Below are 16,500 nucleotides of genomic sequence, written 5' to 3'. Positions count from 1 at the left end.
GCGCAATCGCCGCCCATTGCCGGTCCGAAAGCCAGAACTCACCCGCCATGACCCAAGCTCCGCTACCCAGCAGCTTGAATCACACCCCGCCGCGTCGCGCCTAGAACTGATTGGGTTTGGAGCCTAGAGCATTTTCAAGCCAGGCAGCTTTGCTTGGCGACTCGGAAAATGCGTGAAAACAATGTGCTGGAGCCGTTTCACCGTCTTCGCTTGCGGTGAAATGGCTCTAGCCAGCCTGGTTGAGGCGCGGCCAGTTGGCGTCCCCCTGGGCGATATGGCCCGGGATGTCACGTTCCCAGCGGCGCTTGATCGCCTGGTCGTAGTTGAGAAAGAGGCGGCCCTCCACGATGCGCCAGGCGTTGGGGTCCGTCGGCGCCGTGTAGCCCTGGGAGACGGCCCAGGCGCAGAAGCCGCCATAGGCCGGCACATGCGCGGCCGGATCGGCCAGGAAGCGGGCGCGATGGGCCGCGCTGGCAAAGAGCCAGCGGACACCGTCCCACTCGGCCGCATGCTCGGCCCGGCCGCGCACCACGCGGCCCTCGGTGAAATAGGCGACCACATCGGTGCCCCGCACGGCCACGCCACGCTCGGCGAAGCTGCGCGCGGCGGCGGGGGAGGCGAGGAGGAGGCCAAACAGGGCACGGCGGATCAGCATTCGGGGCAGCCTTCGCATGGGATTGTCCGGACTACGCGGGGCGTCGTGCAAAGGTTACGCCCCCCGGGATGCAAGCCGGGCGGCGCGTGCTATATCTCGCCGCGGAAGGTCGGTGCGGACGGGCTCCTCGCCAACCCGGTCAGGTCCGGAAGGAAGCAGCCGTAACGGGTTCTTGCTCGGGTCGTCGCCGGCCTTCCACCCTTCCCCCTCTCCCACCCCGGTTGGATGATGCCCAGCGATCTCTACGGCGAACCCAGCCCCGAGGAGGGCCTGCCCGAGCCGCCCCCTCCCGAGGGGCCGGGCCTTTTCGGCTTCGATGATCCGCCGCCCGCGCCTGCCGCCGCACCCGCCCCGCCGCCGGTCATCGCCGCCGCGCCGGCGCCCGCGAAGCCCGCGCCCTATCGCGTGCTGGCCCGCAAATACCGCCCGCAGGTGCTGGATGACCTGATCGGGCAGGAAGCGCTGGTCCGCACGCTGCGCAACGCCTTCGCGCGCGGCCGCGTGCACCACGCCTTCCTGCTGACCGGCGTGCGCGGCGTGGGCAAGACCACCACCGCCCGCATCATCGCCCGCGCGCTGAACTGCGTGGGCGTGGATGGGAAGGGCGGCCCCACCGCCGACCCTTGCGGCGTCTGCCCCGAATGCGTCGCCATCCTGGCCGACCGCCACCCCGACGTGGTGGAGATGGACGCCGCCTCCAACCGCGGCATCGACGATGTCCGCGAGCTGCGCGAGGCGCTGCGCTTCCGCCCCGCGCAAGGGCGCCAGAAGGTCTTCATCCTGGACGAGGTCCATATGCTGACGGAGCAGGCCTTCAACGCCCTGCTCAAGTCGCTCGAGGAGCCGCCGCCCAACATCACCTTCATCCTCGCCACCACCGAATTGCGGAAGGTGCCCATCACCATCCGCAGCCGCTGCCAGACCTTCTCGCTGAAGCGCGTGCCCGAAGAGCGGCTGCGCGGGCATTTTCAGAACATCGCGGCGAAGGAGCATGCGAGCCTGGAGGAGGGGGCCGTCGCGATGCTGGCCCGCGCCGCCGATGGCTCGGTGCGCGACGGGCTTTCGCTGCTGGACCAGGCGATCGCGCTCGCCGGCGATTCCGGCGCGGTGACGACCGAATCCGTGCGGGACATGCTGGGCCTCGCTGATCGCGCGCTGGTCTTCGACATCCTGGAAGCGGTGATGAACGCCGATCTGCCGCTCGCCATGCAGCGCATGGCCGAGGGGCATGAGCGCGGGGCCGAGCCGCTGACCATCATGCAGGATCTGCTCGAGCAGACCCACATGTTGACGCGCTTCGCCGCCATCCCGGCGCTGGCCGAGGATATGGGCCTGCCGGAAAACGAGCGCGTGCGCGGCGCGGCGCTGGCGGCCCGCCTTTCCGTGCCCATGCTGACCCGCGCCTGGCAGATGCTGCTGAAGGGCCTGGAAGAAGTCATGGCCGCGCCCGACCGGCGTGCGGCGGCCGAGATGGTGCTGATCCGCCTCGCCCATGTGGCAGAGCAGCCGACGCCGGGCGAGATCCTGAAGCGCCTGGAATCGGGCGGCGCCGTGCCGGCGGGCGGTGGCGCGCCCGCACCGGGACCGAATGGCGGCGGCGTGCGGATGGTGGCGGGCGGCGGCGCCGTGGCGGCCGTCGCGACCGCGCCGCTGCCGACGCAATGGCGGGAGATCGCCGCCATCGCCTCAGCCGCCAACCAGGCGCTGCTGCACGCGCATCTGCTGCATGACGTGCATCCCGTGCGTATCGCGCCGGGGCAGGTGGAGATCCGCGTGCGGCCCCAGGCGCCGCGCGATTTGGGCGCGCAGCTCAAGGCGCTGCTGGAGGAACGGACCGGCGCGCGCTGGACGGTGGCGCTCAGCAATGCCGAGGGCGAGCCGACGCTCGCCGAACAATCCCGCGCCGCCGAGACCGACCGGCGCAGCGCGGCACAGAGCCACCCCATCGTCCAGGCCATCCTGCTGGCCTTTCCCGGCGCGCAGATTGATACCGTGCGCGACGAGACCGTGGATGAATACGGCCTCAAGCCGATCATCCGGGACGAAGAACCCGATTTCCCCGAATTCGCGCCGCCCGAGGCGGAATCCGCGGGGTTTGACCTTCCAGAGGAGGATTGAGTGAAGAATCTCGGCAATATGTTGAAGCAGGCCCAGCAGATGCAGACCCGCATGGCGGAGATGCAGGCCAAGCTCGAATCCACCGAGGTCGAGGGCCAGGCGGGCGCCGGGATGGTGAAGGTGAAGCTGACCGGCAAGGGCGAACTGCGCCGCATCCAGATCGATCCCTCGCTGATGACCGCCGATGATCGCGAGGTGCTGGAAGACCTGATCGTCGCCGCCCATGGCGATGCCAAGCAGAAGGTCGAGGCGATGATGGCGGAGGAGATGCAGAAGGCCACCGCCGGCATGAGCCTGCCCGCCGGCCTGAAGCTGCCCTTCTGATACTCCCCCAAAAAATCGCTGCGCGATTTTCCGGGGGCCCCGGCTTTGGTCTTGATCCTGGGAGGTGGGCTCTGCCCTCGCGGCGGAGCCGCTTCGGGGCACCGGGGGGCGGAAGGCGGGCCTGGCCCGCGGTGAGGGTTCGGAGGTTTCGTGCGGCCGAATGATCCTGTTGAGCATCTGATCCAATTGCTGGCGAAGCTGCCCGGCCTGGGCCGGCGCAGCGCGCGGCGGGCGGCGTTGCGGATGCTCATGGCGCCGGAGACGCGCATGCTGCCGCTGGCCGATGCCCTGCGCGCGGCGGCCGAGGCGGTGAAGCCCTGCTCGCGCTGCGGCAATCTCGACGCCAGCGACCCCTGCCGCATCTGCACCGAGCCCGACCGGGACCAGGGGCTGATCTGCGTCGTCGAGGGCGTGGGCGAGCTCTGGGCGCTGGAACGCGCGCATGCGCATCACGGCCTGTACCACGTGCTGGGCGGCACGCTCTCGCCGCTGGCGGGCATCGGCCCCGAGGAACTTTCCATCACGCCGCTGCTGGAACGCGCGAGCGCGCCCGGCATCCGCGAGGTGATCCTGGCCCTGCCCGCCACCGTCGAGGGAGCCAGCACGGCGCATTACCTGGCGGACCGGCTGCGGCCGCTCGGCGTGCCCGTCACCCGCCTCGCCCAGGGGTTGCCCATGGGCGGCGCGCTGGATGTGCTGGATGACGGCACCCTCGCCGCCGCCTTCAAGGCGCGGCGCTGACCCCGCCTTCCTGAATTGTCCTGACAATCAAAGCGGGTCTATGCTCCGGGATGGTCGCGCCGCGCGCGCACCAGGAAGGATGCGGCGATGGATATCGGGCCGGCTGATCGCGGAACGCGCGACAGCGTCGGGCAGGTCAGGGGGAGGACGCTGCGCCAGCGGGCGCGGCTCGCGGGCGCCTCGCTCGCCCTCCTCGTCGCGCTCGGCTTCGGCGCGCGCTGGCTGCATTTCCAGTTCACCCATGTCGTCCTCGACGATGCCCGCGTCGCCTCCGACATGGTCATCCTGGCGAGCCGCGTCCCCGGCTGGGTGCAGGCCCTGCCCGTCACCGCCGGCGATTCGCTGCGCGAGGGCGATTTGCTGGTGCAGATCGACGCGCGCGAAGCCACCCTCGCCGTGGAAGAACTCAACGCCCGCCTGGCCGGCATCGCCGCCCGCCGCGGCGAGTTGCAGGCGCGCCTTACCCTGGTGGACCGGCAGAGCGAAAGCCAGCACGCCGCCGCCCAGGCGCGGCTTGACGCCGCCCGCACCACGCTGCCCGCCGCCGAGGCCGAGCGCGACTTCGCCGAAGCCGAACTGGGCCGCGCCGAACGCCTGATCCAGACCGGCGCCGGCACCCGCCAGCGCTTCGAGATGCTGAACGCGGCGCTGCATGCCGCCCGAAGCCGCGCCATCGCCGCCGCCGCCGAGATCCGCAATGCCGAGGCGCTGATGGCGCTCGCCCAGGCCGCGCGGGAGGAGATGCAGGTCATCACCCGCCAGCTCGAAGCCCTCGGCCCGCAGGAGCGCGAGCTCACCGCCGCGCGCGACCGCGCGGCACTCGACGTGGCCGACCGCACCATCCGCATGCCCTTCGACGGCGTGGTGGACCGCATCTTCATGGACCCGGGCGAATATGTGCTGGCCGGGCAGCGCATCATCATGGTGCACTCGCCCGCGCAGATCCGCATCGAGGCCAACGTCAAGGAAACCGACGTCCGGCATTTCCGCCCCGGCGTGCCCGTGACCGTCACGGTGGATGCCTGGCCCGGCCAGGTCTTCACCGGCGTGGTGGACCGCATGGTGGAGGCCGCGACGAGCGAATTCGCGCTGCTGCCCAGCGCCAACCCGTCCGGCAATTTCACCCGCATCACCCAGCGCCTGCCCTTGCGCGTGCGGCTCGACCCGCCGCCCCCGCCCGGCCTTCTCCGCCCCGGCATGCTGGTCCGCGTCACGGGCGAAGCGCGCGGGTGAGGGACGGCGCCACCGTCGAGGCGCTCTTCGCCCGCTTCGGGCCGAATTACCGCTGGTGGGTGACGCTGACGGCGCTGACCGGCACCATCTCCACCATCCTCTCCTCCACCATCGTCGTCGTCGCCCTGCCCGACATCGTGGGCGCGCTGGGCATGGGGCACGAAGAAGGCCAGCTTCTCTCCACCGGCTTCCTCGCGGCGAACACCGGCTTCATGCTGCTGAACGCCTGGGCGGTGGAGCGCTTCGGCTTTCGCCGCACCTATGGCTTCGCCATCAGCGTCTTCATCCTCTCCTCCATCCTCGCCGGCGTGGCCACCTCCACCGCTGTCATGGTCACCTGCCGCGTGGCGCAGGGCGCGGCCGCGGGGCTGCTCCAGCCCCTCTCCATGCAGGTGATCTTCCTCGTCTTCCCGCCCGAGCGGCGCGGCACGGCCATGGGCCTCTTCAGCTTCGGCGTCGTCATGGCGCCCGCCACCGGCCCGGCGCTGGGCGGCTTCCTGGTGGATGAATTCTCCTGGCACGCCGTCTTCTTCCTGAGCCTGCCCACCGCCGCCCTTGGCCTTCTCATGAGCTTCTTCTTCATGCCCGGCCGGCTGGCCACCGGCGCCGCGCGGCAATTCGACTGGCTGGGCTGCGCGCTGCTCGCCATCGCCATCGGCACGCTGCTCTCGGGCCTCACCGACGGGCAGCATGATGGCTGGAACTCCAACCGCGTGGTGGGCCAGCTCAGCGTCGCGGCGCTCGCCACCCTCGCCTTCCTGATCTGGCAGGGCATCACGCCCGCGCCGCTGATGAACCTGCGCGTCTTCCGTCATGGCGGCTTCGCGGCCGCGGCCCTCGTCGCCTTCATCTATGGCGGCGCCATCTTTGGCTCGACCTACCTGCTGCCGCTCCTCGTCCAGATCGTGCAGGGCTACACGCCCACCCGCTCGGGCCTGATCATGATGCCGGGGGGCCTGGTCGTCGCCTTCGTCTTCCTCATGGCGGGGCGCATGGCGGATTTCATCCCGCCCTGGATTCCGGTCTGCCTGGGCCTCGGCATCTTCGCCCTCTCGTGCTGGCTGATGCGCCTGGTGGGCACCGATACGCCCTTCTGGGAATTGGCGATCTGGATCCTGATCGGCCGCGTGGGCCTTGGCCTCACCATGCCCAACATGAATGTGGGCGCCATGCGGGCGCTGCCGCCGGCGCTGTTCGGCCAGGGCGCGGGGACCATCAACTTCTGCCGCATGCTCGGCGGCGCCTTCGGCACCAACCTCATCGCCGTGCATCTCGAACGGCAGACGCAATTCCACGCCGAAACCCTCGGCCCGCTGGTGGATGGCGGCAGCGCCAGCCTCGAAACCCGGCGCCTGCTGGAAAACCTCTACGCCCAGGGCGGGCTGCCGGAGGTGATCCGGCGCGACGCCGCCCACGACTTCATGATGCGGATGGTGGAAGCCCAGGCACAGATGCTGGGCTTCCGGGACGCCTTCCTGATCGTGGGCATCCTCTGCCTGCTCGCGGTGCTGCCGGGGCTGACGCTCAGACAGAAACCGCCGGGGTACAGGCAATAAGGGGCTTTGCCCCTTAGACCCCAGCAGGAAACTCAGTTTCCTGCACCTCCATCAGTCAGAATCCGGGGCGATCACGTTGGTGCGAAGGCCGCGGACCAGCACGTCGCGCATCGTCTCCGCACTCTTCAAACGAATGTCATCCCAGGCCTCGGGGCTGTGGAAGGCGATGTGGGGCAGGATGATCAAACGCCCGCGCAGCCAATCCTCGCCGGCGCGATAGGCCTGCAGCAAAGGCGGCTCCGGCACGGGCGGCTCCACCGGCAGCACGTCCAGCCCCGCCGCGGCGATGCGGCCGGAGCGCAAGCCGGCCTCCAGCGCATCGAGGTCGAGGATCGGGCCGCGCGCGGTGTTGATCACCACCGCCCCCTCCTTCAGCCGCGCGAGCTGCGCGGCACCCACCAGGCCGCGCGTGTGGCGGGTGAGCGGGGTGTGGATGGAGAGCACGTCGCTCGCCTCCATCAGCGCCTCCAGGCTCTCCAGCCGCGTCACGCCGATCGCGCGGTCGGCGCCATTGGGCAGATGCGGATCGTAGAAGACCACGCGGAAGCCGAGCGCCTTGGCCCGCAGCGCCGCCGCGGTGCCGATGCGCCCCAGGCCCAGCACGCCGAAGGTCTGCACGTCGAAGCGGCGGACGATGGGGTTCTGGATCACGCCCCAGGCGCAGGGCGCGGGGCCGCGCATCGCATCGTGATAGAGCGGAATGCCCCGGCGCAGCGTGGCGGCGAGTGTGACGGCCGTATCCGCCACCTCCTGCGTGCCGTAGTCGGGCACGTTGCAGACGGTGATGCCGCGCTCGGCGCAATAGGCGCGGTCCACGCGGTCATAGCCCACGCCCATGCGGATCACGACCTTGAGCTTGGGGAAGCGCGCCAGCGCCTCCTTCGGCACGGCCAGGCGCAGCGTCATCAGGCCATCGGCCTGGGCGCAGAGCTCATCCGGCAGCTCTATCAGGGCCTTTTTGGCCTGGCCCTGGAGGATGCGGACGCCGGGGCCCATCACGCGCTGCTCCAGCAGCGTGTCGGGGTAGAGGGATTCGGGTTCGAGGACGGTGAGTTGTTCGGTCATGTGGCGAGGCTGGCGTGGTGAGGCACTGATGTCTAGACAGCTTGTCGAATTTACGCAGTCTAATTCCAACAAGAAACATCTACATGCTTGGCGACATTATCAAACATTATCTGATCCAAGGCGCGGCCAAGTTTGAGCGTAGACCACAATATGTCCCGCACGTCGATGAATGTCATTTGACCCGCAAATGAATGCGCTAAAGCGGTGCGAGCACTCTGTATCTTTTCAACCAGAGTTTCGGCATCAACTCGAAGTCTAGCGCTTATCTGATTAATTCCTCCCGAAACACCAATTCGCTTCAAAAGACGATCTATATTTTTTGCAGACGGATAAGCAACGTCTTTATGTATAATAGAAACCGCAAATGGAAAATTAATTTCCGATGGTCTACTTAGTATAGGTCTTGCCTTGTGTGTTTTTACAATGTTATTACACAATTCAAGTTCATTTCCGCTAAACGCGTGCTTTCGAAAAGACGTCGAAAAGGCTTCTGCTGCAATATAACCAACGAGCGGATCTGGGATTTTATGCGCAAGTTTATTCTTGTGAGCTTGTTGTAGCCAAGTTTCATTTTGTATTTTTATGAGTATTTCAAGTTCAGCGCTTGCACGAAATATAGCTGCCTGGAATACCATATCACGGAGACGAGTTTGCTGCGACAAATTGCACTCGGCATCTTCGATCGAGCGAAATAATTCCATTATTTGCTGCTGAAATCTCTTGCGAGATGAGCTTTTTTTGTATTGCATTATCTAGCACGATCAAGAATCTGACGAAATAACGCGACACGCGTCTCGACTGCCTGCTCATCACTAGTGGCTCGCGTAACCGCCAAATGAAATTTTTCGTCACTAAATAGTCTAACGATTCGATTTTTTAATTTAGATTTTGGAAATGAGCCATCAATAATTGCCTTGTTTGTTGTTGTTGCAAACGCGATCATCTGAGCGTCGTAAACCGCAGCGTTAAATTGCCCACCAAACTGGCCACTAGAAAGAAGTAGACGAAATGCATCTTTCCCCAAAAAGGAATTTACTCTCTCTAATATTTCAATAAATTCATTTTCCCATTTTTCATCGATACCTCTTTTGACACTTTGATGTACTTCAGCAAATCGATCTAGAAAGCTACTAAGTGGCTTTTTGTAATTCTCTTTCCAGTGCCGAAAAGCAAAATATCTGAGGGCAAGCTCTTGCAGCCTCATGCGCTTGTCGTTCTGAACCCCGGTCATTTCAACAAAAAGATGATTCTTTGCTACCCGATCTAGCAACTTCATTAGCCGTCCATTACTTATTCCATACCTGAGTTCTTGCGCATTTAATTTGACAGAGCCCGTATTTAATCTCTCAAACACATCATATTTGATCTGACTATGAGTATCCCTCAAAATTGTGATGCATCGTAAGGTTCTATTATTTATATGATCTCGAAATCTAGGGTCAAGCTCTGACCAACGGAGGCCATTAAGCTCCGGATAAGTCGTGAGTCCTTGAAGTTGATAGGCATTGGCAAGGAATAGTCTTATACTTTGCAGTCTCTGATTTCCATCAATAACCTGAAGTTTATTATCCGATGTTTGATTGAGATATATAACTGGTATCGGACATTGAATGATAAGCGATTCAATAAGCCTAGAAGCCTGCCCCCTAGTCCAAACGAAGTTCCTTTGAAAATCAGGTACCTGTATTTTATTTTCGCTTAGATAAGAATTGATCGTCGAAATTGTATAATCAGCCGCTTCTGTGTGGAGGCGACGTTGCTCTGGAGGAATATTATGAACTTCAATGTCTTCTTCCTTTGAAATAGGGAAGAGTTTATCTGCGAGTTTTTGCTGAATATCGGTCATTTAAGTCCTCAATCCGTCATCTACTTGACAGAGACAGCAAGCGGCTTGCTCGATGTTCTACATCGTTGCTCCCAACACCCAAGGCGCGAATTCCGCATCACCAAACCCCAGCGCCTCGCTCTTCGTCGGCTCGCCGCTGGCCGTCGCCAGCATATGCCGAAAAATACGTTCACCGCATTCCAAAACGCTCTCCGTCCCGTCCAGCACCGTGCCGCAATTGATGTCCATATCCTCCTCCATGTGGCGGAACATGGCGGTGTTGGTGGCAAGCTTGAGCGAAGGCGCGGGCTTGCAGCCAAACACGCTGCCGCGCCCGGTGGTGAAGCACATCAAATTCGCCCCACCGGCCACCTGGCCCGTCGCCCCCACCGGGTCGTAGCCCGGCGTGTCCATGAAGACGAAGCCGGGTGCCGTCACCGGCTCGGCATAGCGCACCACATCCACCAGATTGGTCGTCCCCGCCTTGGCCATGGCGCCGAGCGATTTTTCCAGGATCGTGGTCAGCCCGCCCGCCTTGTTCCCGGGCGAGGGGTTGGCGTTCATCTCCGCCCCCTCGCGCTCGGTATAGGCCTCCCACCACTTCATCACATCCACCAGCTTCTGCCCCACCTCGGGCGAGACGGCGCGGCGCGTCAGCAGGTGTTCCGCCCCATAGGTCTCGGGGCTTTCGGAGAGGATCACGGTGCCGCCATGCCGCACCACCAAATCGCTCGCCGCGCCCAGCGCCGGGTTGGCGGTGATGCCCGAATACCCGTCCGAGCCGCCGCATTGCAGCGCCACCTTCAGCGCGCTGGCCGGCACCGGCTCGCGCTTCACGGCATTGGCCTCGCCCAGCACCTCCTGCACGAAGGAAATGCCGGCCTCCACCGTGCGCCGCGTGCCGCCGCTCTCCTGGATGTTCAGCGTGCGCAGCCGGCCGGCCAGGCGCTGCTCCTCCAATAATCCGCCCAGCTGGTTCACCTCGCAGCCCAGGCCGATGGCGATGACGTGGGAGAAGTTGGGGTGCCGCGCGAAGCCCGCCAGCACGCGGCGCAGCACGCGCAGGGGCTCGCCCTCCGTCATGCCGCAGCCGGTCTTGTGCGTCAGCGCCACCACGCCATCCACGGCGCCGTAATCCGCCAGCGGGTCATCGCCCGGGCGGAAGGGGTTCTTCGTGAAGCTGCGCGCAATCAGGTCCGCCACATGGGCCGAGCAGTTCACGCTGGTGATGATGCCGATGTAGTTGCGCGTCGCGATCTTCCCATCGGCGCGGCGGATGCCCATGAAATGCTCGGGCACGGAAACGGGCTCGGTCGGCTTCGCATCCACGCCCCAGGCATAGTCGCGGGCGAAATCGCCCATGGCGCAGTTCTGCGTGTGGACCCATTCCCCGGGCGCGATGGGCTGCGTCGCGAAACCGATGATCTGGCCATAGCGGCGGATCTCTTGCCCCGGCGCATGGCCGCGCACCGCCACCTTGTGCCCGGCCGGGATGCGCGCCCGCGCCACCACATTGGGCGCGACCGGCGTGCCCTCGGGCAGCGCGCGGCGGGCGATCACCACGCCGTCTTCCTCATGCAGGCGGATCACGGATTCCATGGCGCGGCCTCTCCCATCGCGTGTTTGCGCCATCCTGCCCCGCGATTCCCCATTGCGAAAGACGCATGAAAACCGGCAGCATCCCGTCCAGAAAACCAAACCGAGGAAGTCCACATGATCAACCGCCGCACCCTGGGCCTCGGCGCCCTGGCTGCCCCCTTCGTCGCCAATGCCGCCCTGGCCCAGGGCACGCGCCTGCGCTGGGCGCATGTCTATGAGGTGAACGAGCCCTACCACACCGAGGCGCTCTGGGCCGCGCAGCAGATCCAGCAACGCACCAATGGCCGCTGGAACATCGAGGTCTTCGCCGCCTCGGCGCTGGGCAATGAGCCGCAGATCAACCAGGCGCTGACGCTCGGCACGGTGGACATGATCTACACCGGCGTGGCCTTCGCCGGCGCCAGCTTCCGCCCCATCGCCATCAGCCACGCGCCCTATGCCCTGCGCGACTATGCGCATTTCCAGGCCTATCGCGCGAGTGACCTGCATCGCGAGCTGGTGGCCGGCTATGACCGGCAGACCAACCATCACGCGGTCGCCCTCACCTACTACGGCGACCGGATGGTGACGGCGAATCGCAGCATCATGCAGCCCACCGACATGCGCGGCCTGAAGCTGCGCGTGCCGCAGGCGCCGAGCTTCCTCATGTTCGCGCGCGCGGTGGGCGCCAATGCCACGCCCATCGCCTTCGCCGAGGTCTATCTCGCGCTGCAGAACGGCACGGTGGATGCGCAGGAGAACCCGCTGCCCACCATCCAGGCCAAGAAGTTCTACGAGGTGCAGAGCCACATCTCGATCACCGGCCACATCACGGACAGCCTGCTGACCATCATCGGCGGCGGCACCATGCGGCGGCTGAACGAGAATGAGCGCGGCATCTTCCGCGAGGTGCTGGCCCAGGCCGCGGACCGCTGCGGCCAGGCGATCCGCACGCAGGAGCAGGAGCTGGCCGCCTGGTTCCGCGCCCAGGGCAAGACGGTGCAGCAGCCCGACCGCGCCGCCTTCCGCGCCGCCTGCGTGCCGCTGCACAATGAGAATGTGGGCTGGACGCGGGCGCAGTACGACCGTCTGCAGGCGCTTTAAGGGCTAAGCCGTGGGCGCGCGCCGCATCCGCGCGATCAGCGCGCCCACCAGGGCCAGTTGCACCACATTGAAGGCGATGCCCGCCCACCAGGCGGCGGCGTAGAAGCCAACGCCGTCATAGATCACGCCGGCCAGCCAGGCGCCGAAGGCCATGCCGGAGAGGCTGCAGAGCAGCAGCGCCGGCACGCGCCAGGTCACCTCCACCGCCGGGAACAGCTCGCGCACGGCCAGCACATAGGCAGGCACCAGGCCCGCGAAGCCCAGGCCATAGGCGGCGGCGGCGAAGAACAGCCCGGCCTCGTCCTGCGTCACCAGGAAGCCCATCATGCCGATGGTCTGCGCGAGGCCGCCGAGCAGCACGGTCCAGAGGCCACCGAGCTTGTCCGAGAGCCATCCCCAGAATTGCCGCGAGAGGAAGGCCGCCAGCAGCAGCACCGAGAGCATGGCGGCACCGCGCGAGCTGGCGATGCCGAGATCCCCGCAGAAGGCAACGAGATGCGCCGCCGGCATCGCCATCGGGATGCAGCAGAGGAAGCTCGCGAAGGCGATGAGGCCGAGTGCGAGATTGGGCGACATCCCCAGCACCTTCGCCCCCGGCACGGCGCGCAGCGTGCCGGGCCCCGTGGGCTGCACCGGCGGCGGGCGCAGCAGCAGGGCGGCGGTCGCCACGATGACGGCCGAGGCCAGCACGCCATAGACCAGCATGGTGCGCTGCCAGCCAAAGGCCGCGATGCTGCGCTCGAAGACGCTCGGCCAGACAAAGCCCGCGATGTATTGGCCGGAGGAGACCAGCGCCAGCGCCGTCCCGCGCCTTTTGTCGAACCAGAGCGAGACATAGGCCAGCATCGGCGGGAACAGCGCGCCATTGCCGAAGAGGCCGACGCCCACGCCGATGCCCAGCAGCAGCGACCAGCGCTCGGCCAGCGAGGCCAGCGCGAGGCCCGCGAAGATGGCCACACCGCCCATCATCGCCACGAAGCGCTGCCCGAAGCGCCCGGCCAGCAGCCCGCAGACCACGCCGCCGATGCCCGTGCCGAAATAGGCGAGCGAGGTGGCGAGCGAAGGCAGCGAACGGCCGGAGCCCAGCGTCTCGGCGATGGGGACGAGGCCGATCACCACCGTCATCGGGCCACCGGCGGCGAGCGAGAGCATGGCCAAAGTGGCGCCCGCGATCACCCAGGAATAGCGGGTCTCGATACTGCCCGCGCTGCTCATTCACGTCTCTCCCTCGGGCCAGTCTCGCTGGCCCGGGGAGGTGCCGCAATCACTCATCCCGCGCAGCAGCTCGTCGTGCTGCGCGAGGGTGGCACGTCGAGCGCCGGGTTCTCGTCGAAGAAGCCGTCCGGGTGCAGGGTGAAGCCGCAGGTGATGACGGGCTGCACCGGGAAATCCTCGGGCCGCGGAATGTGGTGCAGGCCGAAGCTGTGCCAGATCACCACATCCTCGCCGTCCAGCGGCCGGTCCGCCGCGACATAGGCCGGCAGACCGTCGCCGCCCGCGCTCTGGTTCGGGTAGCGGCCGGCGGCGAAGAGCTCCTCGCCATCGAAGGCCGTGACCCAGAGGTGGCGCGTCATGAAGCCGGCGCGGCGCGTCACCATCGCCTCGGGATGGGAGAAGCTGGGCAGCACGTCGCGCGCCAGCAGGCGATAGGCGGTGGGGGCGCCCATCTCGTTGCGGCGCTCCGTGCTCTCGATGCGCCAGCTCCGGCAGGTGTTGAAGTTCGCCATGCGCTGCGCCTCGCTTTCACGCGCCAGCACCTTCTCCTGCACCATGAAGGCGTTGCCGTGCGGATTCTCCGCGCCCATCGGCAGCGCCACCGTGTCCAGCTCGACCACGCGATTCGCCGTGCCGTCCACATCCATGTCGAGCCGCATGTTGAAGACGTGCTGGTGCAGCTGCGCATAGACGCCAGGTGCGACCATGGTGCCGAAGCGCGGCTGCTCGCCCGGCATCAGCGCGGCGGTGTTCATGATGCCCGTGGCCTTCACCTCGAAATGGATCGAGCCATCCATGTGGAAGTACCAGAAGAGCCCGTATTCGTAGTTGCCGATGGTGGAGATGGAGGAGATCACCAGCCGCCGCGCGCGCCGCACCTCCACCTTTCCGGTAAACAGGTCGGTGTGCTTCCAGAGGATGCCGTGATCCTCCTCATGCAGGCAGATCGCGTTCTCGATGCGGTAGGGGTCACCCTTGCTGTCATTCAGCCAGGCATCGAAATAGCGGATGGCGCCCAGGCAGTCGCAGCCCAGCGTGAGCGAATTGGCCAGCACGCCGAAGCCGTATTCGCCGACATCGAAGGCGTTCTTGCGGAAATGCCCACCGCCGGGATGCGCATAGGGCACCACCATTTCCGACAGCGCCGCGCGATGCATCACGCCGCGATCCGCATAGGTGATGGCGTGCAGCGTCAGCCCCTCGCGCGCGTTGAAACCGACGCGGAAGCGCCATTTCTGCCACTGCACCTCGTTGCCCGTGACAATGAAGCTCGGCCCCTCGGGCTGCGTGATGTCGAGCGGCTTGATATCGGTGCGGAAGCTGTCGCGGAACTTGGCGGCGTAGTTGCGATCCCCCATCGGGACCGGGGCCACGCCATAATCATCCACCCGCAGCACCTCGGCGCGGTCGAGGTCGATGACGGCGCAAAGCCCCTCGATCGGGTGCGCATAGGCGTTGTCATCGGGGCTGGTGCGCAGCCAGCAGAAGGTGTGGGAGAGGCGGCGCCCTTCCTCGTCCGGCAGGCCGTAATTCCCGGCGGACCAGGGGTCCACCTGCACGAGATCCACATCGGTGATGCCGCGCCGGGCCAGGGCTTCGAGGAAGCGCGGATCGGCGCGGGCGACACGGCCGACCAGCAGGATGTCGTCGAAGAGGATGCGCGGGCGCACGCCGGGGCGCGGCGTCCAGGAGAGCACGCGGTCCGCCTTCAGGTCCACCCGCGCCTCGAAGACGCGGCCATCGGTGCGGTCGAAGGCGCAGACGAAGGCGATGCGGGGGCAGGTGGTGGGGGCGGCCAGTTCGGCCTTGGCCGGTTCCTGCAGCATGATGGTCTCGAACATCATGCCTGCGCCGAGGTCATGCGCCTGGCGCACCGCGGTGGCGGCGCAACGGATTTCGTCGGGCGTCAACGGATCGAGCGGGTGGGTGGTCGCTGCTGAAACCGTCTTTGCCATGCCTTGAGCCCTCCGCGTCTGGAAGGTCAGGCTAGGGCATGTATCGTCAGCCGCGCCAGCCGAGGCCCGCCCGGCGCATGCGGTGCATCACATAGCCGGCCCAGAGGAGCTGCACGGCCAGTGCCGGCGCCCCCACCCAGGGCTTCGCCTCGGCCGAGACGTTGAGGAACAGGATGGCGAGGGCGGCGTGGAACAGGGTGAAGCCCCAATGCAGGCCCGCCACCACCCGCACCGGCACGCCGGCCCGCTGCGCCATCTGATAGAGATGCGTGCGGTGCGCGGCCCCCACGCGCTCGCCCATCAGGGCGCGGCGCAGCAGCGTGAAGCCGGCGTCGAAGAGCAGGCCGAAGATCAGCAGCGGGACGATGAGGAAGCTCACCTGGCTCTGCTCGAACCCGGCGGCGGCGACGCCGAGGACCGCCAGCATGAAGCCCGCGAACTGGCTGCCCACATCGCCCATGAAGATGCGCGCGCGGTGCAGGTTGAAGGGCAGGAAGCCGAGAAAGCCCGCCACCAGGAAGAGCGAGGCCGCATAGATGAAGCCACCGCCCAGGCTGAGCGCGATGGCGGCGAGCGCCGCGCAGGCGATGACGACGGTGCCACCCACCAGCCCGTCCAGCCCGTCCATGAAGTTCACCGCATTGGTGCAGCCCATGATCCAGAAGAGGGTGATGAGCGTGCCGAAGAAGCCGAGTTGCACGACGCCGATGCCGGGCAGCGAGAGGCTATGGAGGACCAGGCCGGTCAGCACCGCCACCATCGCGGCGCCGAACTGGCAGAAGAGGCGCAGCCGCGCCGAGAGATCGCGCAGGTCATCCAGCAGGCCGACGGCGGCGATGGCGATGGCGGCCAGGATCACGCCGATGAACTGCCGCTCCGCGATGCGCGCGAAATCGGCCATCTGGTAGAGCGCGATCATGCCGACGACGAAGGCCAGAACGGGGCCGAGACCGCCGCCCCGCGGTGTGACCACCGTATGCGCGCTGCGCGCATTGGGCACGTCGAGGATCGGCCAGCGGATCATCGCCCGCACGATCAGCGCGGAAAGACCCACCAACGGCAGGACCAGCAACAGATGGGTGAGGAGGAGCGAGGCCGGCATGGGTGCCGCTGCCTATGCCCCGCACCGCC

The 16,500-nt window shown here is 66.2% G+C and carries 14 protein-coding genes and 1 other RNA gene; 7 read left to right on the top strand and 8 right to left on the bottom strand.

Annotation, left to right across the window (positions count from 1 at the left end; genetic code table 11):
* Positions 1-226 precede the first annotated feature (226 nt).
* Positions 227-655 carry a YHS domain-containing (seleno)protein gene (locus KTR66_RS21640; protein ID WP_249732334.1) on the bottom strand — a complete coding sequence of 143 codons (429 nt, stop codon included), beginning with the start codon at positions 653-655 and terminating at the stop codon, positions 227-229.
* Positions 656-758: 103 nt separating this feature from the next.
* Between KTR66_RS21640 and ffs the strand changes: the two genes are divergently transcribed.
* From ffs to KTR66_RS21610, 6 genes are all read left to right on the top strand, one after another.
* An RNA gene (gene ffs, locus KTR66_RS21635) (signal recognition particle sRNA small type) lies at positions 759-855 on the top strand.
* Between the two features lie 28 nt (positions 856-883).
* Positions 884-2,773, top strand: a complete 1,890-nt coding sequence (locus KTR66_RS21630) for a DNA polymerase III subunit gamma/tau (RefSeq protein ID WP_213616351.1) — start codon at positions 884-886, stop codon at positions 2,771-2,773.
* Positions 2,774-3,097 (top strand): YbaB/EbfC family nucleoid-associated protein, encoded by a 324-nt coding sequence (locus KTR66_RS21625; RefSeq protein WP_213616349.1) that lies wholly within the window; start codon positions 2,774-2,776, stop codon positions 3,095-3,097. It begins immediately after the preceding gene.
* A 150-nt stretch (positions 3,098-3,247) separates the two neighbouring features.
* A complete protein-coding gene (gene recR, locus KTR66_RS21620) occupies positions 3,248-3,838 on the top strand; it encodes a recombination mediator RecR (RefSeq protein ID WP_213616347.1) in 591 nt (196 codons plus the stop codon).
* A gap of 87 nt (positions 3,839-3,925) precedes the next feature.
* Positions 3,926-5,071: an HlyD family secretion protein gene (locus KTR66_RS21615; protein WP_213616345.1), complete on the top strand. Its 1,146-nt coding sequence runs from the start codon at positions 3,926-3,928 to the stop codon at positions 5,069-5,071.
* Entirely contained in the window at positions 5,068-6,627 is a 1,560-nt protein-coding gene (locus KTR66_RS21610; protein ID WP_213616343.1) for a DHA2 family efflux MFS transporter permease subunit, read from the top strand. Before KTR66_RS21615 ends, KTR66_RS21610 begins: the two co-directional genes overlap by 4 nt.
* Before the next feature lie 51 nt (positions 6,628-6,678).
* Here the strand turns inward: KTR66_RS21610 and KTR66_RS21605 are convergent, their stop codons facing one another.
* The 4 genes from KTR66_RS21605 to KTR66_RS21590 are packed head-to-tail and all read right to left on the bottom strand — an operon-like array spanning position 6,679 to position 11,116.
* Positions 6,679-7,692, bottom strand: coding sequence for a C-terminal binding protein (locus tag KTR66_RS21605; protein ID WP_213616341.1), 1,014 nt, complete (start codon positions 7,690-7,692; stop codon positions 6,679-6,681).
* Positions 7,693-7,751: 59 nt separating this feature from the next.
* Positions 7,752-8,393: a hypothetical protein gene (locus KTR66_RS21600; protein ID WP_213616339.1), complete on the bottom strand. Its 642-nt coding sequence runs from the start codon at positions 8,391-8,393 to the stop codon at positions 7,752-7,754.
* 47 nt (positions 8,394-8,440) lie between these two features.
* Complete coding sequence (locus KTR66_RS21595) at positions 8,441-9,538, bottom strand: DUF262 domain-containing protein (RefSeq protein ID WP_213616337.1); 1,098 nt, start codon at positions 9,536-9,538, stop codon at positions 8,441-8,443.
* A gap of 57 nt (positions 9,539-9,595) precedes the next feature.
* Entirely contained in the window at positions 9,596-11,116 is a 1,521-nt protein-coding gene (locus KTR66_RS21590; protein ID WP_213616335.1) for a UxaA family hydrolase, read from the bottom strand.
* 114 nt (positions 11,117-11,230) lie between these two features.
* Here KTR66_RS21590 and KTR66_RS21585 point away from each other — a divergent pair, with 114 nt between their 5' ends.
* Positions 11,231-12,199 (top strand): sialic acid TRAP transporter substrate-binding protein SiaP, encoded by a 969-nt coding sequence (locus KTR66_RS21585; RefSeq protein ID WP_213616333.1) that lies wholly within the window; start codon positions 11,231-11,233, stop codon positions 12,197-12,199.
* A gap of 3 nt (positions 12,200-12,202) precedes the next feature.
* Here the strand turns inward: KTR66_RS21585 and KTR66_RS21580 are convergent, their stop codons facing one another.
* Genes KTR66_RS21580 through KTR66_RS21570 form a run of 3 tightly spaced genes read right to left on the bottom strand, consistent with a single transcriptional unit; the run spans position 12,203 to position 16,471 of the window.
* Complete coding sequence (locus tag KTR66_RS21580; RefSeq protein ID WP_213616331.1) at positions 12,203-13,414, bottom strand: MFS transporter; 1,212 nt, start codon at positions 13,412-13,414, stop codon at positions 12,203-12,205.
* A gap of 53 nt (positions 13,415-13,467) precedes the next feature.
* Positions 13,468-15,369, bottom strand: coding sequence for a primary-amine oxidase (locus KTR66_RS21575; protein ID WP_213616329.1), 1,902 nt, complete (start codon positions 15,367-15,369; stop codon positions 13,468-13,470).
* A 46-nt stretch (positions 15,370-15,415) separates the two neighbouring features.
* A complete protein-coding gene (locus KTR66_RS21570) occupies positions 15,416-16,471 on the bottom strand; it encodes a glycosyltransferase family 4 protein (RefSeq protein ID WP_213616327.1) in 1,056 nt (351 codons plus the stop codon).
* Between the last annotated feature and the right edge of the window lie 29 nt (positions 16,472-16,500).

This window comes from Roseococcus sp. SDR (genome assembly GCF_019083995.1).
Taxonomy (GTDB): Bacteria; Pseudomonadota; Alphaproteobacteria; order Acetobacterales; family Acetobacteraceae; genus Roseococcus.
The sequence above is the reverse complement of the archived record's forward strand: the minus strand, read 5'-3'. Positions and strand labels throughout refer to the sequence as shown.